At 67.4% G+C, this 21,983-nt stretch carries 21 protein-coding genes; 7 read left to right on the forward strand and 14 right to left on the reverse strand.

Going from position 1 to position 21,983, the window contains the following annotated elements:
- Nucleotides 1-4: 4 nt before the first annotated feature.
- The 4 genes from ACW6W5_RS14350 to ACW6W5_RS14365 form a co-directional block, all read right to left on the reverse strand.
- Nucleotides 5-400, reverse strand: coding sequence for an EF-hand domain-containing protein (locus ACW6W5_RS14350; RefSeq protein WP_121042811.1), 396 nt, complete (start codon nt 398-400; stop codon nt 5-7).
- Nucleotides 401-463: 63 nt separating this feature from the next.
- Entirely contained in the window at nt 464-1,510 is a 1,047-nt protein-coding gene (gene rlmM / locus ACW6W5_RS14355; protein ID WP_121042813.1) for a 23S rRNA (cytidine(2498)-2'-O)-methyltransferase RlmM, read from the reverse strand.
- A 24-nt stretch (nt 1,511-1,534) separates the two neighbouring features.
- Nucleotides 1,535-2,095: a nucleoside deaminase gene (locus ACW6W5_RS14360; protein ID WP_121042815.1), complete on the reverse strand. Its 561-nt coding sequence runs from the start codon at nt 2,093-2,095 to the stop codon at nt 1,535-1,537.
- Between the two features lie 202 nt (nt 2,096-2,297).
- Nucleotides 2,298-4,046 (reverse strand): glutamine--tRNA ligase/YqeY domain fusion protein, encoded by a 1,749-nt coding sequence (locus ACW6W5_RS14365; RefSeq protein WP_152154473.1) that lies wholly within the window; start codon nt 4,044-4,046, stop codon nt 2,298-2,300.
- 191 nt (nt 4,047-4,237) lie between these two features.
- On the opposite strand from ACW6W5_RS14365, the gene ACW6W5_RS14370 reads away from it, so the two are divergent.
- Both ACW6W5_RS14370 and msrA read left to right on the forward strand, forming a co-directional pair.
- A complete protein-coding gene (locus tag ACW6W5_RS14370; RefSeq protein ID WP_121042819.1) occupies nt 4,238-4,504 on the forward strand; it encodes a putative signal transducing protein in 267 nt (88 codons plus the stop codon).
- A 30-nt stretch (nt 4,505-4,534) separates the two neighbouring features.
- Nucleotides 4,535-5,188 (forward strand): peptide-methionine (S)-S-oxide reductase MsrA, encoded by a 654-nt coding sequence (gene msrA, locus ACW6W5_RS14375; RefSeq protein WP_193222880.1) that lies wholly within the window; start codon nt 4,535-4,537, stop codon nt 5,186-5,188.
- Between the two features lie 239 nt (nt 5,189-5,427).
- Here msrA and ACW6W5_RS14380 read toward each other — a convergent pair whose 3' ends face one another.
- The 5 genes from ACW6W5_RS14380 to ahpC form a co-directional block, all read right to left on the reverse strand.
- The gene (locus ACW6W5_RS14380; protein WP_458233652.1) at nt 5,428-6,390 is read right to left on the reverse strand and encodes a transaldolase; all 963 of its coding nucleotides are present in this window, start codon (nt 6,388-6,390) and stop codon (nt 5,428-5,430) included.
- Between the two features lie 52 nt (nt 6,391-6,442).
- Entirely contained in the window at nt 6,443-6,850 is a 408-nt protein-coding gene (gene rnk / locus ACW6W5_RS14385) for a nucleoside diphosphate kinase regulator (RefSeq protein ID WP_152153881.1), read from the reverse strand.
- Nucleotides 6,851-6,988: 138 nt separating this feature from the next.
- Nucleotides 6,989-7,945, reverse strand: a complete 957-nt coding sequence (gene oxyR / locus ACW6W5_RS14390; RefSeq protein WP_152153882.1) for a DNA-binding transcriptional regulator OxyR — start codon at nt 7,943-7,945, stop codon at nt 6,989-6,991.
- Between the two features lie 91 nt (nt 7,946-8,036).
- Entirely contained in the window at nt 8,037-9,629 is a 1,593-nt protein-coding gene (gene ahpF, locus ACW6W5_RS14395; RefSeq protein ID WP_152153884.1) for an alkyl hydroperoxide reductase subunit F, read from the reverse strand.
- Between the two features lie 151 nt (nt 9,630-9,780).
- Entirely contained in the window at nt 9,781-10,344 is a 564-nt protein-coding gene (gene ahpC / locus ACW6W5_RS14400; protein ID WP_121044636.1) for an alkyl hydroperoxide reductase subunit C, read from the reverse strand.
- A 427-nt stretch (nt 10,345-10,771) separates the two neighbouring features.
- Here ahpC and prmC point away from each other — a divergent pair, with 427 nt between their 5' ends.
- Both prmC and pip read left to right on the forward strand, forming a co-directional pair.
- The gene (prmC, locus tag ACW6W5_RS14405; RefSeq protein WP_152153934.1) at nt 10,772-11,620 is read left to right on the forward strand and encodes a peptide chain release factor N(5)-glutamine methyltransferase; all 849 of its coding nucleotides are present in this window, start codon (nt 10,772-10,774) and stop codon (nt 11,618-11,620) included.
- 102 nt (nt 11,621-11,722) lie between these two features.
- On the forward strand, nt 11,723-12,667 hold the full coding sequence (gene pip, locus ACW6W5_RS14410; RefSeq protein WP_152153896.1) for a prolyl aminopeptidase: 945 nt from the start codon (nt 11,723-11,725) through the stop codon (nt 12,665-12,667).
- Between the two features lie 89 nt (nt 12,668-12,756).
- Here the strand turns inward: pip and ACW6W5_RS14415 are convergent, their stop codons facing one another.
- Complete coding sequence (locus ACW6W5_RS14415; protein WP_152153898.1) at nt 12,757-13,644, reverse strand: LysR family transcriptional regulator; 888 nt, start codon at nt 13,642-13,644, stop codon at nt 12,757-12,759.
- Nucleotides 13,645-13,754: 110 nt separating this feature from the next.
- Between ACW6W5_RS14415 and ACW6W5_RS14420 the strand changes: the two genes are divergently transcribed.
- Nucleotides 13,755-15,191, forward strand: a complete 1,437-nt coding sequence (locus ACW6W5_RS14420) for an MFS transporter (protein WP_152153900.1) — start codon at nt 13,755-13,757, stop codon at nt 15,189-15,191.
- A gap of 39 nt (nt 15,192-15,230) precedes the next feature.
- Here ACW6W5_RS14420 and ACW6W5_RS14425 read toward each other — a convergent pair whose 3' ends face one another.
- The 4 genes from ACW6W5_RS14425 to ACW6W5_RS14440 are packed head-to-tail and all read right to left on the reverse strand — an operon-like array spanning nt 15,231 to nt 18,123.
- Entirely contained in the window at nt 15,231-16,040 is an 810-nt protein-coding gene (locus ACW6W5_RS14425) for an N-formylglutamate amidohydrolase (protein ID WP_152153902.1), read from the reverse strand.
- On the reverse strand, nt 16,033-16,584 hold the full coding sequence (locus tag ACW6W5_RS14430) for an NUDIX hydrolase (RefSeq protein ID WP_121044619.1): 552 nt from the start codon (nt 16,582-16,584) through the stop codon (nt 16,033-16,035). The genes ACW6W5_RS14425 and ACW6W5_RS14430 overlap by 8 nt, the downstream gene beginning before the upstream one ends.
- Entirely contained in the window at nt 16,581-17,546 is a 966-nt protein-coding gene (locus ACW6W5_RS14435) for a 5'-3' exonuclease (protein ID WP_226956695.1), read from the reverse strand. The genes ACW6W5_RS14430 and ACW6W5_RS14435 overlap by 4 nt, the downstream gene beginning before the upstream one ends.
- Before the next feature lies 1 nt (nt 17,547).
- The gene (locus ACW6W5_RS14440; protein WP_152153904.1) at nt 17,548-18,123 is read right to left on the reverse strand and encodes a nitroreductase family protein; all 576 of its coding nucleotides are present in this window, start codon (nt 18,121-18,123) and stop codon (nt 17,548-17,550) included.
- A 331-nt stretch (nt 18,124-18,454) separates the two neighbouring features.
- Between ACW6W5_RS14440 and ACW6W5_RS14445 the strand changes: the two genes are divergently transcribed.
- Nucleotides 18,455-20,773, forward strand: a complete 2,319-nt coding sequence (locus ACW6W5_RS14445; protein WP_152153906.1) for a DUF1631 domain-containing protein — start codon at nt 18,455-18,457, stop codon at nt 20,771-20,773.
- Nucleotides 20,774-20,843: 70 nt separating this feature from the next.
- Nucleotides 20,844-21,926 carry an NAD(P) transhydrogenase subunit alpha gene (locus ACW6W5_RS14450; protein WP_152153908.1) on the forward strand — a complete coding sequence of 361 codons (1,083 nt, stop codon included), beginning with the start codon at nt 20,844-20,846 and terminating at the stop codon, nt 21,924-21,926.
- Nucleotides 21,927-21,983: the final 57 nt, after the last annotated feature.

Consider the following 21,983-nt stretch of genomic DNA (forward strand, 5'->3'; position numbering starts at 1 on the left):
GCGCTCAGTCGATCAGCCAGCCGGCCAGATCGGCGCGGTCCAGCGTGCCGCGCCGCTTCACGTCCAGCGCGTTGAATTCATCGGCCAGCGCCGGGTTGGCCTGCGCCTCGGCGCGGCTGATGAAGCCATCGCCGTCGACATCCAGCGCCGCGAACGCGATGCGGTACTGACCGACCACGCTCACCGGCTGCACCGAACGCACCGTCACCGCGGCTTCGCCGGCCGGTGCGGCCAGCGTCACCTGATGGGTCACCTCTCCCTGCGAGAGCGGCTGCGCGCGCACGCTGGCCGGCACCTCGCGCAGCGGTTCGCTGACCGCCGGCGGCGGGGTGCGGACCTGGGCCAAGGCGAGCGTGGGCAGCAGGGACAGCAGCACGGTGAGGCTGGATATGCGTCGCATGGGAACTCCGTATATCTGAGGTGGGGGCGCCGGGTGCCCGGCGGTACCGGTGGTGCGCGTGGGTCAGCGCAGCGGCGAAGCCAGCACCGTGATTTCTTCGCGGTCGTGATACAGCTGCTTGGCGCGCAGGTGCAGCGGTTTGCCGGCCTGCTCCTGGAACAGCTCCAGGCACAGGCGGGTTTCATCCCAGCGCTTTTTCATCGGCAGCTTGAGGTTGAAGATCGCATGCTTGCACCAGCCCTCGCGGAACCAGGTGGCCATGCGCTCGGCCACGCGGCGCGGCTGTTCGACCATGTCGCAGACCATCCAGTCCAGCGGGGTCTCCGGCTGCCAGTGGAAGCCATCGGCGCGCAGATGTTCAACCAGGCCGGTCTCCAGCACATGCTCGCGCAACGGGCCGTTGTCCACGCTGATCACCTTCACGTGCTGGCGGGTCAACACCCACGTCCAGCCACCCGGTGCAGCGCCCAGATCGGCCGCGCGCATGCCCGGCTTGACCAGCAGCTCGCGCTCTTCCGGCGTCATCAGGGTGAGCAGGGCTTCATCCAGCTTCAGCGCCGAGCGCGAAGGCGCATCGGGCAGCAGCTTCAGGCGCGGGATGCCCAGCGGCCACGGCGCGCTGTCGCGGGTATCGGCCACGCACACAAACGCATGGCGACCATCGACGAACACGATGTGCAGGCGCGGCAGGCCGGTGTTCGGCTTGTCGGTCAGCAGGCCGGCCTTGCGCAGCGCCGGGCGCAGTGCATTGCCGAATGCGCGGGCCAGGCCGGCCAGCGGCTTGCCTTCATCCGAGTCCGGATGCTCGACCCACATGTCGCCGAAGCGTTGCTGCCCCTGAAGCGCGGCAATGATCGGGGTGATGCGGTCGGCGGCATCGAGCTGCGGCAGCTCGGCCAGCACCTGCAGCTTCTGCCGGGCGAAGATCAGCGAGCGCCAGGACAAGGCCTTGGACAGCGCCGCACCTTCCTCGGTGACGAACACCACGTAGCCGTCATTGCGCTGGGTGCGCGCATAGCCGGCGACGTTGGCATACGCCGCGCGCTCGGACAGCTCGGCGGCCAGTTCCGGTTCAAAGCCCTGGCGGCACAGACACAGCAGGCCGCTCATCGCATCGCGCCCGAAGCGCGGATATCAGTAATGGGCACCGTTGATCTCTCCGTACTGGCGCAGGACCGCGCGTGCAGCGTCGCGCTCGATGTCGCGCACGACCTCGATGCCACGCGTGTTGAGTTCGCCGACCCAGTCCGCCGGCAGCGGACCCTCGTCGAACGGGGTCAGTTCTTCCACGTCCTGCGCGCTGGCACCGATCAGCAGCCGATCGATACCGGCCCAGATGGTGGCGCCGTAACACTGGCAGCACGGCTGGGAGGAGGTCGCCAGTGTGATCGGCGACAGCACATCGTTCAGGCGTGGCGTCTGCAGGCGTTGCTGGGCCAGCATGTAGGCCATGTTCTCGGCGTGCGCCAGCGAGGTCGTATGCGGGACCACGCGGTTCACGCCGGCGGCGATCACACGATGGTCCGGCCCAAACACCACGGCGCCGAACGGGCCACCGGTCTGCGCCTCGACATTCAGGCGCGACAATTCGATCGCCAGCGCGACCTTGTCGGCATCCTCGGGATAGACACGGCCCAGATCGATCTGGTCGTGGATCCAGGCGGGCAGGGTGAGATGGACTTGCGCGTACAGCATCGGGACATGAACCTCTTCAAAGATGGCGCAGCGGCAGTGTATCGGGCCGCGCGTAGGGATGCCGTGCCCGCGCTGAACACGGCCACGCGCACGCCGGCGCAGGGCTGCGCCGGTCGCAGGGGAGCTGGAGCGCAGGCCCTGCCATGGCAGGGCTGCGCAGGTGACATCGGGCGGCCGGTGCCTGGCACCGGCCGGGTGCAGCTTACGCCGACCAGGTATCGCGCAGGGTCACGCTGCGGTTGAACACCGGCGTGGCCGCGGTGTGATCGCGGCGATCGGCGACGAAGTAGCCGGTCCGCTCGAACTGGAACGACTGCTCCGGGGCCGCAGTGGCTGCGGCCGGCTCGACATAGCCGGTGACGGTGCGGCGCGAGTCCGGATTGAGGTAATCGCGGTAGGTCTTGCCCTCGGATTCGTCGTCCGGGTTGGCCACCGAGAACAGACGGTCGTACAGGCGGATCTCGGCCGGCACCGCGTGCACGGCGCTGACCCAATGGATGGTGCCCTTGACCTTGCGGTTGGCGCCTTCCATGCCCGGGCGCGATTCCGGATCCAGCCAGCCGCGCAGTTCGGTGATGGTGCCGTCGGCATCCTTGATCACTTCATCGCAGCGGATGATGCCGGCCCCGCGCAGGCGCACTTCGCCGCCCGGCACCAGGCGCTTCCAGCCCTTTGGCGGGACTTCAGCGAAATCCTCGCGCTCGATCCACAGCTCACGTGCGAACGGTACTTCGCGGGTCCCGAACGCCTCGTCCTTGGGGTGGTTGGAGAAGGTCAGGGTCTCTTCGTGACCCTCGGGCAGGTTGGTCAGCACCAGCTTGACCGGATCGACCACCGCCATGCGGCGTGCGGCAGCACTGTCGAGGTCTTCGCGCAGCGCGCCTTCGAGCACGCTGAAATCGATCAGCGAGTTCTGCTTGCTGATGCCCACGCGCTCGGCGAACAGGCGCATCGCCGCCGGGGTATAGCCACGACGACGCAGGCCCTGCAGGGTCGGCATGCGCGGATCTTCCCAGCCATCCACCAGCTGCTCGGTGACCAGCGCCATCAGCTTGCGCTTGCTCATCACCGTGTAGTTGATGTTCAACCGCGAGAATTCGATCTGGCGCGGCTTGGCGGCTTCACGCGGCAGGCCGCGATCGACCAGCGGCTGGGTCAGTGCATCGTGGTGGGCGAAATCGACGTTGTCCACGCACCAGTCGTACAGCGGGCGGTGGTCTTCGAACTCCAGCGTGCACAGCGAATGGGTGATGCCTTCGATGGAATCGCCCAGCGCGTGCGCGAAGTCGTACATCGGGTAGATCGGCCACGCAGTGCCGGTGTTCTGGTGTTCGACATGCTTGATCCGGTACAGCGCCGGGTCGCGCAGGTTGATGTTGCCGCTGGCCATGTCGATCTTGGCGCGCACGGTGCGCGCACCATCCGGGAACTCGCCCGCGCGCATGCGGCGGAACAGATCCAGGTTCTCTTCGACGCTACGGTCGCGGAACGGCGACGGACGGCCCGGCTCGGTGAGCGTGCCGCGGTAGGCGCGCACTTCCTCGGCCGACAGGTCGCACACATACGCCTTGCCATCGGTGATCAGCTTCTGCGCGGCCAGGTAGTAGGCATCGAAGTAATCCGAGGCATGGCGCAGCTCGTTCCATTCAAAACCCAGCCAGCGCACGTCATCCTGGATCGCGGCCACGTACTCCGGATCTTCCTTGGCCGGGTTGGTGTCGTCGAAGCGCAGGTTGCACACGCCGTTGAACTCACCGGCAATGCCGAAGTTCAGGCAGATCGACTTGGCGTGGCCGATGTGCAGGTAGCCGTTGGGCTCGGGCGGGAAGCGCGTCTTGATCGCGGCATGCTTGCCGGCGGCCAGGTCCTCGCGGACGATCTGACGGATGAAATCCCGTTTTTCCTGGGCTTCCGGAAGGGCGTCGGTGGGGGCGGCGGTAGGCTCGGACATGATGCGCGGTCGCAGTTAAAAGGCAGAAAGACCAACAGTTTAGCCTGTCGCAAGGCGACAGGCTAAACGGGTAGGTGCCGACCGTTGGTCGGCACGCCTTTCGCAGGCCGGCACCACCCGGCTCCTTCGCTGGGTCGGCACGCCTTCAGCCCCCGGGCGTATGCTGGGCCCATGCCCTCCGGAGCCCACCCATGCACGTGATCTACCAGGCCGACAACCTGTTCGACGCCCATCTGGTCAAACACGCCCTGGAGGACGCCGGCATCCCCGCCTTCGTCTTCGGCGAATCGCTGCTGGGTGGCATGGGCGAGCTCCCGCTGTTCGGCGTCCTGCGCGTGTGTGTCCCCGATCTGGCCCGTCCCGAAGCGGAAGACATCGTCGCCCGGCTGGACTTGGGCGCGGCCCCGGACGACCCCATATTCGACGGAGACGAAAGCGCCGGCCTGTTGCCGGCCTAGGAGAACGCCATGTTGGGTATTGGAAACGGTCTGTTGGGCATCGGCGCCTTCAAGCAGCGCCTGCCGCGCCCGGAAGAAGCGTTGCCCGGCCGCGAGCAGCCCCTGCCGTTGCTGCACAACCAGCATTACGTCAACAGCCACCCGCTGAAAGACAGCTTCACCGGCCTGGAGCGCATCCGCTTCGCCATGGGCTGTTTCTGGGGCGCGGAGCGCAAATTCTGGACCATCCCCGGCGTCTACTCGACCTCGGTCGGCTACGCCGGCGGCGTCACCGCGAACCCCACCTACGAAGAAGTCTGCTCCGGCCTCACCGGGCACACCGAAATCGTCGAGGTCGTCTACGACCCGGCCATCGTCACCCTCGAACGCCTCCTCCAGGTCTTCTGGGAAAGCCACGACCCCACCCAGGGCATGCGCCAGGGCAACGACACCGGCACCCAGTACCGCTCCGCCATCCACGCCACCACCCAGGCTCAGCACGACGCTGCCCTCACCAGCCGCGACGCCTACCAGCAGCGCCTCAACGACAGCGGTTACGGCCCCATCACCACCGATATCGTTTTCCCCGCGCCCGCGTACTACTACGCCGAGGACTACCACCAGCAGTACCTGGCCAAGAACCCCAACGGCTACTGCGGCATCGGCGGCACCGGCGTCAGCTGCCCCATCGGCGTGGACGCCTGATACCCCAGAGCCGACCAACGGTCGGCTCTACCAGGTCCAGCAGACAGCCCTAGGCTCGCCGCGCTACTGCTCTCCCCAACGCACCAGCCATGTGTCGACGGCGCGTCCAGCAAACCCACCCACACCGCGCCAACCCCAACGAAAGTAAGCCGTTGCCGTTGCCGTTGCCGTACGCGCCAAAAACAAAAGACCCCGCATGAGCGGGGCCTTTTGTCGTACAGCCAGCCAACCGCCAGCGCTTACAGCCGCGCGCGGATCGTCTGCCGCAACGCGTCCAGATCCTTGGCGAACGCATCGATACCGCTCGCCAGCTTCTCCGTCGCCATCGGATCGGCCGCCAGATCCGCCGCAAACCGCGCACCATCGATCGGCGTCACCTGCACAGACTCGGCCGCACCGGCCACCAGCCTGCGCGGCAACTCACCGTGATCGGCGTCCAGCTTTTCCAGCAGATCCGGTGAAATCGTCAGGCGATCGCAGCCTGCCAGCGCCTCGATCTGCGCCGTCGAACGGAACGACGCGCCCATCACCACCGTCGGCGAACCGCGGCGCTTGAACTCGGCATACACGCCGCGCACGAACACCACGCCCGGGTCTTCATCGATGCTCGCCGGCGCCTGCCCGTTGGCCACGTACCAATCCAGGATGCGGCCCACGAACGGCGAAATCAGGAACGCCCCGGCTTCACTGCACGCCAAGGCCTGGGTCGGATTGAAGATCAGCGTCAGGTTGCAGTCGATCCCTTCGGCCTGCAGCTGGCGCGCCGCTTCCACGCCTTCCCAGGTTGCCGCGATCTTGATCAGCACCTTGCTGCGCGGCACGCCGGCCGCCTCGTACATCGCGATGAACTGGCGCGCCTTGGCCACCGTGGCCGCAGTGTCATGCGCCTGGTCGGCATCGACCTCGGTCGAGACCCGGCCCGGCACCAGCGTGCTGAGCAGGGTGCCCACGCCCACGGTCAGCCGATCGGCCACCGCGTGCACGATGGTCTCGCGCTCACCCGTCTGCTCGCGGCCCCAGGCCAGCGCGCTCTCGATGAGATCGGCATACACCGGCAGGTCCAGCGCTTTCTTCACCAGGGTGGGGTTGGTCGTGCAGTCGACCGGCTTCAAGCGCTTGATCGCCTCGTAGTCGCCGGTATCGGCAACCACCACGGACAGATCACGCAGCTGGGAGAGTTTGGACAGCGAAACGGTGCTCATTGCAACTCCTGGGACGAAACGGTGGAACCTGCGCGGATCGCAGCAGGCAGGGTCAGGCGTGGGGCTGGTGATGGACGGCGGTCACCCGCAGGCGCAGCTTGCGCCCGCCCGGTGCCACCCAATCCATGGTCTGGCCGATCGACAGGCCAAGCAGGGCGGTGCCCACCGGTGCCAGGATCGATACCTTGCCCTGTTCAACATCGGCTTCACGCGGATAGACCAGCGTCAGAGTGTGCTTTTCGTTCTGCAGCTCATCTTCGCACTCTACGCGCGAATGCATCATGACGGTGCCCTCGGGAACCTGGTCCGGCGCCACAACGGTCGCGCGGTTGAGTTCCTCGGCCAGGGCGATCCCGGCGGGGGTCTGGCTGACGGCGGGAGACTCGAGCATGGCATCCAGGCGGTCCATGTCGTGGCTTGAAACGATGATCGAAGGGGGCAGTCCGCTGGAAGTGGACATGGTGTAGCTCCTTGCGTTTGTGGAAGACCCATGCAAAAAGGCGGCGCCTGCTGGCACCGCCTCGTTCTATTGTGCTGACAATCGTAGACGGATGCGACCCGTCCGGCATATCGGCCCCGCCGGCCGGTTCAGCCAGGCTCAGCCGGCGCGTGGAAGCGGCGTGGCCGCGACCGCCGGGACATCGGTCGACTCCAGTGCGAACAGGCCCTGCGGCAGCCGTTTGAACTGCTGGGCCAGTTGCTCCAGGAAGCCGGTCATCGCCGAACTGCGGCGCCAGGCCATCGCGATGCGGCGGCTGGGACGGTCATCGCCACTGAAATCCAGCAGGCGGATGTTGTCCGAGCGCGGCACCGGCGGCTTGACCGAGAGTGTCGGCAGCAGCGTGATACCCACATCGGCGGCCACCATCTGCCGCAGCGTCTCCAGGCTGGTCGCGCGGAACTCCGATTTTTCGTTGGCACCGAACAACCGGCAGACCGCCAGCGCCTGGTCGCGCAGGCAGTGCCCGTCTTCCAGCAGCAACAGCTTCTGCGAGGACAGTTCCTGTACATCCAGATGCTGGCGGCGTGCCAGCGGGTGCTGCTGGGAGACCGCCAGCAGGAAGGGCTCTTCGAACAGGAACTCGGCGTGCAGCTGGTCATCATCCAGCGGCAGTGCCAACAGGGCGGCATCCAGCTTGCCTTCGCGCAGGCGGGTCAGCAGCTCGTCGCTCTTTTCCTCGACCAGCAGCAGTTCCAGTTGCGGGAAGCGCTCGCGGATGTTGGGGATCACGTGCGGCAGCAGGTACGGCCCCAGCGTGGGGAAGATCCCCAGCCGCACCGTGCCGGCTTCCGGATCGCGACTGCGCCGCGCGGCTTCTTTCATCTGCTCCACCTCGGCCACGATGGTGCGGGCACGCGCGGCGGCTTCCACCCCGGCCGGGGTGAGCATGACCTTGCGCGGTGCACGCTCCACCAGCGGCAACCCCAGCTCGTCCTCGAGCTTGCGGATCTGGGTGGACAGGGTGGGTTGGCTGACGAAGCAGGCGGCGGCCGCCTTGCCGAAATGGCGGTGGTCGGCCAGCGCCACCAGATACTTCAAATCACGTAGGTTCATTTCCTTGGACCTCTAACGGTAATGGACCGGGTGATGGCGTGGCTTACCCAGCAGACAGACAAGGTTCCCGGCGAACCGGGAACCGGACGTTTCAGGCAGCTTCGGCGACAGCGCCGCTGCTCTTGGGAACGGAGGTGCGGATCAGGTGATCAAAGGCGCTCAGTGCCGCAGTGGAACCGGCGCCCATCGCGATGACGATCTGCTTGTACGGAACGGTCGTGCAATCGCCTGCGGCGAAGACACCCGGCACGCTGGTCTGGCCGCGGTCGTCGATCAGGATCTCGCCACGCGGTGACAGGGCCACCGTGTCCTTCAACCACTCGGTATTCGGCAGAAGACCGATCTGCACGAAGATGCCTTCCAGTTCCACCCGGTGCGAATCGCCACCGACGCGGTCCTGGTAGACCAGGCCCGTCACTTTCTGGCCATCGCCCAGCACTTCCTGGGTCAGGGCGCTGGTGATGATGGTGACGTTGCCCAGACTGCGCAGCTTCTTCTGCAGTACTTCATCGGCCCGCAGTTTGTCATCAAATTCCAGAAGGGTCACATGCGTCACAAGACCCGCCAGATCGATCGCCGCTTCCACGCCGGAGTTGCCCCCGCCGATCACCGCCACGCGCTTGCCCTTGAACAACGGACCGTCGCAATGCGGGCAGTACGCCACGCCCTTGTTGCGGTACTGATCTTCGCCGGGCACGTTCATCTGGCGCCAGCGCGCACCGGTGGACAAGATGACCGAGCGCGACTTCAGCGACGCGCCATTCTCCAGGGTGATCTCGACCAGGCCGTCATCGCCGGCGGGCACCAGCGCGGTGGCGCGCTGCAGGTTCATGATGTCCACGTCGTACTCGCGCACATGCTGTTCCAGCGCCGTGGCCAGCTTCGGACCTTCGGTTTCCTTGACGGAGATGAAATTCTCGATCGCCATCGTATCCAGCACCTGGCCACCGAAACGTTCAGCGGCCACACCGGTGCGGATGCCCTTGCGTGCGGCATAGATCGCCGCGGCTGCACCGGCCGGACCACCGCCCACCACCAGCACATCGAACGGGGCCTTGGCGCTCAGCTTTTCGGCATCGCGTTTGCCAGCGCCGGTGTCCAGCTTGGCCACGATCTGCTCCAGCGTCATGCGGCCTTGATCGAACACCTCGCCGTTGAGGTACACGGTCGGCACGGACATGATCTGGCGCGCTTCGACCTCGGCCGGGAACAGGCCGCCATCGATCGCCACGTGCTGGATGCGCGGGTTCAACACCGCTGCCAGGTTCAGTGCCTGGACCACGTCCGGGCAGTTCTGGCAGGACAGCGAGAAATAGGTTTCGAAGCGGTACTCGCCCTCCAGATTGCGCACCTGCTCGATCAGCTCGGCGGTGGCCTTGGACGGGTGACCACCGACCTGCAGCAGCGCCAGCACCAGCGAGGTGAACTCATGGCCCATCGGCAGGCCCGCGAACACCAGATGGATGTCCTGACCCGGCGTGGTCAGTGCGAAGGAGGGCGTGCGCTCGTTGCTGTCGCGACGCACGTCCAGGCGGATCTGCGTGGAGAGCGTGGTCAGCGTGTTCAGCAGCTCGAGCATTTCCTGCGACTTGGCGCCGTCATCCACGTGCGCCGTGATCTGGATCGGACGGGTGACACGTTCCAGATAGGTCTTCAGCTGGGACTGGAGGTTGGCATCCAACATCGAAAAACTCCTTGAATCAGGCAAGGTGGCAGCGTCGACGCACCCCGCGGGTGCATCTGCGCGACATGGGGGTGAACCGAAACCGGCGCGTGGGGCACCGGCTTGGGTTCACCCCCATCCCCGGCGGGCGGGGATGGGGATGAGGAGCGGCTTAGATCTTGCCGACCAGGTCCAGCGACGGGGTCAGGGTCTTTTCGCCTTCCTTCCACTTCGCCGGGCACACCTGGTTCGGGTTGGCGGCGGTGAACTGGGCAGCCTTCAGCTTGCGCAGGGTCTCGGAGACGTCACGGGCGATCTCGTTGGAGTGGATCTCCAGGGTCTTGATCACGCCTTCCGGGTTGATGATGAAGGTGCCGCGCAGGGCCAGGCCTTCTTCCGGAATGTGCACGCCGAAGGCGTTGGTCAGCTGGTGGGTCGGATCGCCGACCAGCGGGAACTGGGCCTTGCCGACGGCCGGCGAGGTTTCGTGCCACACCTTGTGCGAGAAGTGCGTGTCGGTGGTGACGATGTAGACCTCGGCGCCGGCCTTCTGGAACTCGGCGTAATGATCGGCGGCGTCTTCAATCTCGGTCGGGCAGTTGAAGGTGAACGCGGCCGGCATGAAGATCAGCACGGACCAGTGACCCTTCAGGGTGCTGTCGGAGACCTTGATGAACTCGCCGTTCTGGTAGGCGTTGGCTTCGAACGGCTGGATCTGGGTGTTGATGAGCGACATCGTTGTTCCTCTTGGTGAAGGGGGTGGGTGAAGCGACCAACACAGGTTAGCGGCTCCGTTCCCATAAGAACAATCCATTGATTGCATCTATGCGATAGTCATAGGCTATCAAAGTGGTCTGATCCTGCGATGAATGATGAGGGCCAGATCCGTCAGAACCGTTGCAGCGCAATGACCAGGGCGCCGGAACGTGTGATCAGTGCAATAGCTTCTGCATATTCGTTGTGGGGGAAAGCTGAACGATCGCAGGCGACGCGGTGCCGATCCGGCCCGATGTCAGGCGGAAATCGATAGTGCACATGCATGTATATGTGAGTTGCCATGCTTGGATTCAATCAAGCTGCCGGTCGCGGACGGCCGGCGCGCGCACCCGGGGCGCAAGGGCCGGTGCACTACACTTCGCGCCCCGATGTTGCTCCCTCCCGCCATGACCGCCACCCCGCCACCTGTCCGCCAGCTGCTCGCCGACGCCGCCACCCGATTGCCCGGCGTGGAAGGCCGCCATGAGGCCGAACTGTTGCTGCTGCAGGTGCTGGAACGCGAGCGCAGCTGGCTGTTCGCGCATGCCACCGATCCGGTCGAGCCGGCGCAGGTGGCGGCGTTCGAGGCGCTGCTGGCCAAACGCCTGGCCGGTGAGCCGGTGGCGTACCTGCTGGGCCGCCGCGGCTTCTGGACCCTGGATCTTGAGGTCAGCCCGGCCACCCTGATCCCGCGCCCGGAGACCGAGCTGCTGGTCGAGCTGGCGCTGGCACGGTTGCCCGACGCTACCGCCTTGCGGGTCGCCGACCTTGGCACCGGCAGTGGCGCGATCGCGCTGGCGCTGGCCAGCGAACGCCCGCAGGCGCAGGTAGTGGCGACCGACCTCAGCGAGGCGGCCCTTGCGGTGGCGGCACGCAACGCGCAGCGCCACGCACTGGGCAACGTCCGTTTCCGGCAGGGCGCGTGGTACGCGCCGCTGGCGGGTGAGCGCTTCGATCTGATCGCCACCAATCCCCCGTACATCGCCAGCGACGACCCGCACCTGGCCCAGGGCGACCTGCGCTTCGAACCGGCCACCGCGCTGGCCGCCGGTCTTGATGGGCTGGACGACATCCGGCTGATCATCGCCGGTGCAGCAGCACACCTGCTTCCCGGCGGCTGGCTGCTGATCGAACACGGCTGGGACCAGGGCGAGGCGATCCGCGCGCTGCTGCGGGACGCCGGTTTCCAGTCGGTCGCCACCGAGCACGATCTGGAACAGCGCGACCGGGTGAGCCTGGGCTGTCTGCCCGCCTGAGTGCGTGCCGGCCCTGCGGCGACCCCGAGGCTAGAATGGCCTGTCCACCGGGCCGCCGCGCAGCGAGATGCGGCGACTGTCATTCCACATGGAGTTCCTGTCATGCGTACGCTGTATCCCGCCATCACCCCTTACGACGTCGGCACCCTGAAGGTCGATGACCGCCATACGCTGTACTTCGAGCAGTGCGGCAATCCCGACGGCAAGCCGGTGGTGATGCTGCACGGTGGCCCGGGCGGCGGCTGCAGCGACAAAATGCGCCAGTTCCACGACCCGGCCAAGTACCGGATCATCCTGTTCGACCAGCGCGGTGCCGGCCGTTCCACGCCGCATGCGGACCTGGTCGACAACACCACCTGGGACCTGGTCGCCGACATCGAGAAACTGCGCGTGCACCTGAAGGTGGACCGCTGGCAGGTCTTCGGCGGCAGCTGGGGCTCGACCCTGGCGCTGGCCTACGCGCAGACCCACCCGCAGCGCGTGACCGAACTGGTCCTGCGCGGCATCTTCATGCTGCGCCGCTGGGAGCTGGAGTGGTTCTACCAGGAAGGCGCCAACCGCCTGTTCCCGGATGCGTGGGAGCACTACCTCCAGCCGATCCCGGCCGTGGAGCGCCACGATCTGATCTCGGCCTTCCACCGCCGCCTGACCAGCGACGATGAAGCCACCCGCCTGGCCGCGGCCAAGGCGTGGAGTGTGTGGGAAGGCGCCACCAGCTTCCTGCACGTGGACGACGACTTCGTGAACAGCCATCAGGATCCGCAGTTCGCGCTGGCCTTCGCCCGCATCGAGAACCACTACTTCGTCAACGGTGGCTTCTTCGAGGTGGAAGAACAGCTGCTGCGCGACGCGCACCGCATCGCCGATATCCCGGGCGTGATCGTGCATGGCCGCTACGACGTGGTCTGCCCGCTGCAGAGCGCGTGGGAGCTGCACAAGGCGTGGCCGAACTCGACGCTGGAGATCAGCCCGGCCTCGGGTCACTCTGCTTTCGAAGCGGAGAATGTCGACGCGCTGGTGCGGGCGACGGATCGTTTCGCGGGTTGATGGAAGAGGGTGCCGGCCAACGGCCGGCACTTGTCCTGCGTTCCCTCGCGGCGCGGTGGCGCCCTGCCAACCTTGCGTCGCGCGGTAGATCACCAGTTCCCCGCCAACAACGCCTCCGCCAGCACCTGCAGCTTCGGCGAGGCCTGCCGCGAGGGGGGATACACCAGTGACAGCACCCGGCTGCGGCCCTCGAAGGGCTGCAGCACCCGCTGCAGCCGCCCGTCGGCCAGCGCATCGGCCACCGCGAAATCCATCACCTGCACGATGCCGATCCCGGCCAGCGCCCCTTCCACCAGCGGGTCGCCGCTGTCGAACACCGTCCGCGCCGGCGGGGTGAACTCGCGCAGCTGGCCCTCTGCCTCGCGGAACTGCCAATCCACCAGCCGCCCGCTGCGCAGATTGCGCACCGCCAGGCAGGCGTGATCGTGCAGCGCATCCACCGTGGCCGGTTCCCCGTGCTGCGCGATGTAAGCCGGGGAGGCGACCGTGACCCAGTTCAACGGCCGCAGGGGGCGGGCCACCATCCGCACGTCGCTGATCGGCCCGGTGCGCAGTGCGGCATCGAAGCCTTCTTCGACCAGATCCACCAGCCGGTCGTTGAGCACCAGCTCGAACTGCAGCTGCGGGTGCGCCGCCATCAACTGCCCGGCCAGCGGCACCAGCACTTTGCGCCCGAACATCGAGGGCGCCGTCAGCTTCAACACGCCCGAGGGTGTGGAGGGGCGATCACCCAGCCGGCGCTCGGCATCCTCCAGCCCACTCAGCAGCGGCGCGCAGTGCTCGACGAACTGGCGGCCATCCGGGGTCAGGCTGACGTTGCGGGTATTGCGGTGAAGCAGCCGCACACCCAGGGCACTCTCCAGCCGGCTGATCGCCCGTGACAGCCCGGATTGGCTGATCCCCAGCTGCCCGGCGGCGACGGTGAAGCTGCGCGCGTCGGCCACCTGCACCAGCATGCGCACGGCATTGAGGTCCATGGATGTCTCCGATTCATGCGGATATGCATGACAGATATCGAAGTATCCGGGTTTATTTCTGCAGCGTCATCAATGAGACTGCCCACCTTCTTACGCAGTACCGAGTCGGCATGACCTCCCCCCTGTCTCCCGCTGGCGCGCCGGCGCCCGCATTTCCTCGCCTGGCCCTGGCGTTGCTGGCCACCGCCCAGCTGATCATCGCGCTGGATTCCACGATCATCTTCGTCGCCCTGCACGAGATGGGCGCGCAGCTGCGCATCAATGCCCAGCAGCTGCAGTGGATCGTCAGCGGCTACACGGTGGCCTTCGGCGGGTGCCTGCTGCTTGGCGGCCGCGCGGCTGATCTGCTCGGTCGCCGCCGGGTCTATCGGCTGGGCATGGCGCTGTTCGCGCTGGCCTCGCTGGTCGGTGGTTTCAGCAACAGTGCGTGGCTGCTGATCGCGGCCCGCGCGGTGCAGGGCATCGGCGCGGCGTTGCTGTTCCCGGCCACGCTGGCGCTGATCAACACGATCTACGCCGAAGGCGCGCCGCGCAATCGCGCGCTGGCGATCTGGTCGATGGCCAGCGCCGGCGGCCTGGCCTTGGGCACGCTGCTCGGCGGCGTGCTGACCCAGAGCTTCGGGTGGGCCTCGGTACTGCTGGTGATCGTGCCGTTCGCCGGTGGCTGCGCGCTGCTGGGCGGCTGGTGGCTGCCGCGCGATCCTGCGCCGCTGGCGGGCCGCTCGTTCGATCTGGCTGGCTGCGTCACCGTGACCCTCGGCGGCAGCCTGCTGGTGACCACCCTGGTGCAGGGCCCGGAATGGGGCTGGTCGGCGCCGCTCACGCTGATCTGCCTGCTCGTGTCGGCAGTGATGCTGGCCGCCTTCGTGCAGATCGAACGCCGCAGCCGCGACCCGCTGATGCAGTTCTCGCTGCTGCGCCTGCGCAGCCTGCGTGCGGCGATGCTGCTGACGATGCTGTTCATGAGCAGCTACGGCGTGCAGTACTACTTCCTGGCGCTGTACTACCAGGATGGCTACGGCTGGAGCGCGCTGCAGGCGGGCCTGGCGTTCCTGCCGCCGACCCTGGTGTGCACCTTCGGCATCCGCATCGCCGAGCGCATGCTCGCGCAGCGTTCGCCGCGCCAGGTGCTGACGGTGGGCATGCTGGCCGGCGCGATCGGCATCGCCGCGGTCGCCGTCGCGCTGCCGTACGGCGCGACCTACTGGGCGCTGCTGCCGGGCATCGTGGTGCTCAGCCTTGGCCAGGGCATCACCTGGACGGCGATGTGGATCGTGGCCGGGCAGGGCGTGCCCGCCGCGCAGCAGGGCGTGGCTTCGGGCATGGCTGCCACGGCGCAGCAGATTGGCGGCGCGCTGGGCCTGGCGCTGCTGGTGATGGTGGCCAATGCCGGTCGTGGCAGTGCCGGCGCCAGCAGTGAGGGGGCGCTGCAGGGCATGATCCATGCGCAGTACGGTGCAGCGTTGTTCGCGCTGCTGGGTGTGGGCGTGGCGCTGTGGCTGCGGCCGCAGCCGGAGGCCGTGCCTGTCAGGCCGTGCCTCGAATGAACCCGCGCGGGTGGGCGCGCCGCCGGCTGAGGGCCGGCATCACCCAGGCGGCAAGGCGACCAGCTGCGGCTGCAGGGCGGTGAAGATGCGGGACAAGCGCTGCGCCCAGGCCAACTGGCCGGCGGCATCGGCAATCAGGTCCTGGCGGATCTCCAGCTCCACGTGCACCAGCCCGCGGCCTTCGCCATGCACCGGCACAGCATAGTCGCTGGTGCTGCTGACCGCGTAGGGCTGGTTGTCACCCACCACGAGGTCGCCTTCCTCGCGCAGCGCCTGCAGCAGCGCAAGCGCAAAGCGCGTGTCCCGGTGGTACAGCACGCCGGCATGCCAGGGCCGCGCGGCATCATTCATCGCCGGGGTGAAGCTGTGCATCATCACCAGCAACGTCGGCCGGGCCTGCGCCTGGCGGGTGTCAAGCTCGGCATCGATGCGTGCATGGTAGGGCGCATGGATCGCCTCGATCCGCTGCTGGCGCTGCAGCGCTGACAGGCGCTGGTTGCCGGGTACGACGGTGAGGTCACTGACCGCCGGCATCAGCGTGGGCGAGGCCAACGGCCGGTTGCAATCGATCACCAGCCGCGAGTAGGTCTGCGTGATCGCCCACGCATCGAGCAGGCGCGCCAGTTCAACCGTGACCCCGGCGATGCCGATGTCCCAGCCGATGTGGCGGTCCAGCTCGTGCTGCGGCAGGCCGAGGCCGGCCAGTGACGCCGGCACCTGCTGGCCGGCATGGTCGGCGATCAGCAGATAGGACGAGCGGCCCCGCGCCTGATGCACGGTGAACGGCGCCGGGTCGGCCGGCCCCAGCAGTGATGCACCGGTGTGCGGAGGGGTGAACGCATCAGCCACGCGGGGTGCCGTCCAGGTGATGTTCGATCATCCACAGGCCGGCCCACAGCTTGGCGTCCAGCTCATAGCCCTGGCCCATCTTCTCGACCAGCCAGGCGGCGGCGCGGGTGCGCGGAATCGCGTGCACGGTGATGTCTTCGCTGGCATCGCCACCGCCCTCACCGACCTTGCGCAGGCCGGTGGCACGCACGAAGGCGATTTTTTCGCTGCTGGCACCGGAGGAGGTCGGGCCGATCATCAGCACCTCGGCGTGATCGGCGGTCCAGCCGGTTTCTTCCTCCAGCTCGCGCACGGCCGAGACCTCGATCGACTCGCCGGCATCGATGTCGCCGACCAGGCCGGCCGGCATTTCGATGGTCCTGGCCTGCAGCGGCACGCGGAACTGTTCGACGAACAGCACCGTGTCGTCCGGGGTGACTGCGATGATGATCGCGGCCAGGCCGCCGGCGTGGGTGCGCTCGCTGTACTCCCACGTGCCGCGCACCACCATGCGCTGGTACTTGCCTTCAAAAACGACCTTCGGGGCTTGCGTATTGGGGCTCATGCGAACTCGCTGGCAACGGAAGAGGAATCGGACAGGCCGGCGGCGGTGAACAGGCGGCGGCGGGTCAACGGCCCGAACCGCAGTGCATCGCACAGGCCCTGCAGCATCTGTGCATCGGCCACGCCCCGGCTGAAATCGACGGCGGCACCGTCCAGCGGCGCATCCAGCGCGATGGTGGTCAGCTGGCGCCACAGCAGCGCATGCTCGCGCTGTTCGCGCAGTCGCACTGCCATCTGCGCCGCGCCGCGCAGGCGCAGGAAGGGCACTTCATCCAGGCGCTCGTACAGCACGTCCAGGCTGCCGAAATGGGCCAGCAGCACCGCAGCGGATTTAGCCCCCACCCCGGTCACGCCCGGGATGTTGTCGACCGCATCACCGCACAGGGCCAGGTAATCGGCGATCTGGTGCGCATGCACGCCGTGGCGGGCTTTGACACCGGCCATGCCCCAGCGCTGGTTGCGCGCGTAATCCCACTGTTCGTCATGCTCGAACAGCAACTGCGACAGATCCTTGTCGGCGGAGATGATCACCCCGCGCATGCCGGCATCGCGGCGTGCATGCAGGGCGCTGCCGATCAGGTCATCGGCCTCGTACTCGTGGTGGGCCAGCACCGCCAGGCCGAGCGCGGTGCACAGCGCCTTGCAGTGGGCGAACTGGCGGCGCAGCGCGTCCGGCGCGGGATCGCGGTTGGCCTTGTAGGCCGCGTAGATCCGGTGCCGGAAGCAGCTGTCCAGCGCTTCATCGAAGGCGATGGCGATGTTGGCGGGGCGTTCGCGCTCGAGCAGGTCGAGCAGGAAGCGCGCGAAGCCGTGCACGGCATTGGTCGGCCAGCCCTGCTGATCCTGGAACTCATCGGGCATCGAATGCCACGCGCGGAACACGTACAGACTGGCATCGACCAGGTACAGCGGCGCACGCAGCGGCGGGGGCGCCATGCCGGGGCCGGCGGGAAGGGCGGACATCTCAGCCCTCCCAGTCCTGCAGCAGCGCGGCCGGGTCGGGGCGCTCGCGTTCGGGGACCGCGGTCTTCGGCGTGCCGATATGGATGAAGCCGGCGATCTGCTCACCCTCGGCCAGGCCCAGGTGGGCGTGCACCGCCGGGTCGAAGGCCATCCAGGCGGTCAGCCACTGCGCGCCGAAGCCAAACGCCTGCGCGGCCTGCAGCAGGGCGAAGCAGACGCAGCCGGCGGTCATCAGCTGCTCGGCCTCCGGCACCTTGGGGTTCGGGCGCGGGCTGGCGATGACGGTGATGATCAGCGGGGCGTGGGAGAAGCGTTGGCGGTCTTTGTCCAACTGGGCCGGTGAGACCTGGGGGTCGCGCTGGACGGCGCGCTGGGCCAGGAAGGCGCCCAGACTGTGACGTGCATCGCCGGCAATCCGCAGGAAGCGGTACGGCACCAGCTTGCCGTGGTCCGGCACGCGTACGGCCGAGCTCACCATCCGCATCAGGGTCACCGGGTCGGGCCCGGGTTCACCCAGTTGCTTGGCGGGGACCGAACGGCGGGCGTCCAGGGCGTGCAGAGCGGGGGGGACGGACATGGGCTCTCAATCTGGCTTCACGGTGCCCCGATTATAGTCGCGCCCGTTTGTGACACGGCCTTGGGCGATCTCGGTGCAATTTGCGACAAAACGTGATGAACATCACCTAATCAGCGGACTTCCTTCACGTGGCTGTACTCGCTTCCACGGCCTGCTCCGCTTACGATACAAAGCCTGCCGGGCCACCGGTAACGAGGTTTAAAGTGTCGACTGTTTCACTGTCTCTGACCGGTCGGCCGGCCTACCATCCGAACGTGGGCGCATGGGGTGCGCCGGCGTTCGTTGTATCCATGTTGTACTCAGTGCCTGCGAGGGTGGGGAGCCTTTTCGCATGATTGCCACGCCCAATGTAGGGGGGCACCCGGGCCGTGACCCGGCGTTGTTGACGATGGCCCGTGAGGCCGTGCTGCCGGGGCTGGTCGAGTCGTTCTCGACGGTGCTGGCGCGCTTCGATGACGTGCTGTTTGACCGTGCCGGTACCGCCGGCGCGTCGCAGTTGCTGTTCCTGGATGGCATGCGCGAGCTGCGCCGCCGCCGGGACGACATCGTGGCTGGCTTCCGCGCCCACCTGGCCCAGGCCTGGGAGGCGCTGGAGCGGGGCGAGCCGCTGTCTGCCGAGGCCACCCTGGCCGGCCAGATCGAGGATGGCCTGAGCCTGGTGCCCGAACACGTGCTGGAGTCCCGGCTGGCGGTGCGCAATTTCGCCACCGTGCTGCTGCGTGACTTCAAGCCGGTACTGTCGCGTCTGGACCGCCGCCTGGGCATGATCGCCGGGGGGCTGGAACTGCAGGCCGATACCAATCCGATCAGCCCCGAGCACCTCGGTGTGGCGATCCACGAGGCTTTCGCCGATTGTGAATTGGCCCCGGAAGTGCGGCTGGTGCTCATCAAGTTGTGCGAGCGCGATCTGCAGCAGCCGATCGGCAAGCGTTACGAGTACCTGGATGAACAATTGGCCGCAGCGGGCGTGATGCCGCAGATGGCCGCGCGCCGGCCTGCCGCGCGCGCGCCCTCGCCGCCGCGCGAGGACCGCGATGCCTTCGAGGGTTTTGAGCCCGAGAGCAGCATGGGATCGGCGGGCGAAGAGGGCCAGGCACCGGCCTGGGCCCGTCGCTTCGCCGACCGCTGGGCCGAGAGCCGTGGCCGCCTCCAGGGCGGACCGCATGCAGCACATGAAGGCCCGGGCGAGGGCGGTGACAGCCTCGGCGGCAACCAGGGCATGCTGCTTGATGCCCTGCACGAACTGCTGCAGCAGACCCGTCATGTACGCGAGGACGCCACCTCGGCGGCCAGCGTCGCGGTCGGCCAGCAACGCCCGCTGAGCCAGCGCGAAATGATGTCGGTGCTGTCGCTGCTGCAGGCCACGCCCAGTGCGACCCTGCGCGCGGCGATCGGTGAAGACGGTGAGTCGCTGGCACAGCGGTTGAAGAGTGAAGTGCTGTCCGGCGCGACCCGGCTCGGGGTCGATCCCGCGCAGGCGCGGCTGGACCCGCAGGATGAAGACGCGATCGATCTGGTCGGCATGCTGTTCGACGTGATGCTCGATGAGCGCGACCTGGAGGGCCGCTCGCGCGAGCTGATCGGCCGGCTGGTGGTGCCCTTCGTCAAGGTGGCCATGCTCGACCGCCGCATGTTCGTGCAGAAGACCCACCCGGCGCGCAAGCTGCTCAACTCGCTGGCCGAGGCCTGCGAAGGCAACACCGGCGAAAGCCAGGCCGAGCGCGTGCTGATGGGCAAGGTCGAGGAGATCATCGAGCGCCTGGTGGCCGAGTTCAACGAGAACCTGGCGATCTTCCTGACCCTGGAAGAAGAATTCCGCGAGTTCCTGACCCAGCACCGGCGCCGGATCGAGATCGCCGAGCGCCGTGCCGCCGAGACCCAGCGCGGCCAGGAAAAGCTCGAAATGGCGCGCCAGCGGGCCAGCACCGAGCTGGACCGGCGGATTGGCGACACCACCTTGCCGCAGGCGATCGGTGAATTCCTGCGCCAGCCCTGGCAGCACCACCTGACCCTGACCGTGCTGCGCGAAGGCGAAGACGGCGCCTCGGTCGGTGAGGCACTGGGCCTGGCCGATGGGATGCTGGATGAGGTGGCCGAGGCGCGCCGGCATATCGTCGGCAAGCCGTGGCTGCAGGCCTGGCACCCCGCGCTGCGCAAGGTCTTCGCCAGTGTCGGTGTGCATGCCGACGCGGCCACCAGTGCCATCGACGCGCTGCACGACACCCTGCAGGGCATCGCCGAATCGCGCCCCGAACTGGAGCGCGCGCTGCCCGAGCTGCCGCAGGTGGCGTTGCCTTCGCCGCCGGCGCAGGAATCGGCGGCGGTGCAGCTGGGCAGCAAGGTGGATGTCAGCGATTTCGACAATGCCGATGCCGACCGCTTCCGCGGCCTGGAGATCGGCAGCTGGCTGGATTTCGTCGACAAGGACGGCAAGGTCCAGGCCGGCAAGCTGTCCTGGGTGAGCCCGATTTCGCAGCGCCTGCTGTTCGTCAACCGGCGCGGGGTGCGGTTCTGCGTCGCCTCGCCGGAAGAACTGGCCGTGATGGTGCGCCTGGGCCGCCTGCGCGCGCACATCGACGATGGCGCCTTCGACAGTGCCATGCAGGGCGTGATCGATCGCCTGGATACCAAGAACGCCACCGTGCATTGACCCCGGGGCCACTCTGGCCGGACGATCAGGTTACGATCAGCCCACATTCCGCTGATCGTCGGGGACAGGCATGGCTGTCGAGGTGTTGGTGGTAAAGGAACATGCGCCGGGGGAACGGCGCGTGGCGATGACGCCGGAAACGGCGCGCAAGTTGATCGCGCTGGGGGCGAGCGTCGCATTCGAACCCGGTGCCGGGCTGGCGGCGGGCTTCCCTGATGCGGTCTATCAGGACGTGGGCGCCCAGCCCGCCGATGACACCCGCCTGGCCCAGGCCGACATCGTGCTGTGCGTGCAGCCACCGTCCAATGACCGCCTTGCCCGGTTGAAGTCCGGTGCCAGCCTGATCGGCATGCTGCACCCACAGGCCGATGCCGAACGTGCCGGCCTGATCCAGTCACGTGGCCTGCAGGCGTTCCCGCTGGAGCGTCTGCCGCGCACCACGCGCGCCCAATCGATGGATGTCCTCAGTTCGCAGGCCGGCATGGCCGGTTACAAGGCCACCCTGATCGCGGCCCAGCGCGCGCCGCGCTTCTTCCCGATGCTCACCACCGCCGCCGGCACGATCCGTCCTTCCAAGGTGCTGGTGGTCGGTGCCGGTGTGGCCGGCCTGCAGGCGATTGCTACCGCCCGTCGTCTTGGTGCGCAGGTGGAAGGCTTCGATGTGCGCCCGGAAACCCGCGAGCAGATCGAATCGCTGGGCGGCAAATTCCTGGATCTGGGCGTGAGCGCGGTCGGCGAAGGTGGCTACGCGCGGCCGTTGACCGATGAAGAGCGTGCCGAGCAGCAGCGTCGCCTTGGCGAGCACCTGCGCACCGTGGACGTGGTGATCTGCACCGCGGCGGTGCCTGGGCGGCCAGCGCCGAAAATCGTCAGTACCGCGATGGCGCGGGGGATGAAGCCGGGCAGCGTGATCGTCGACCTCGCCGCCGAAACCGGCGGCAACTGCGAAGCCACCCAACCGGGCGAGGTAGTGGATCTGGACGGCGTGCTCATCGATGGCCCGCTCAACCTGGCCAGCCAGGGCGCAGTGCATGCCAGCGAGATGTACGCCCGCAACGTTTACAACTTCGTTGCGCTGTTCCTGAAAGACGGCGCGGTCACCTTCGACTGGGACGACGAACTGCTCGCCAAAACCCGCTGGGTCGCCGCCTGAAATAACAGGGACGGAGGTAGTTAATAATCCCCTCCGTCCCCGTTAACGGTCCCCGTT

The sequence above is a fragment of the Stenotrophomonas sp. IS26 genome, from assembly GCF_054188265.1.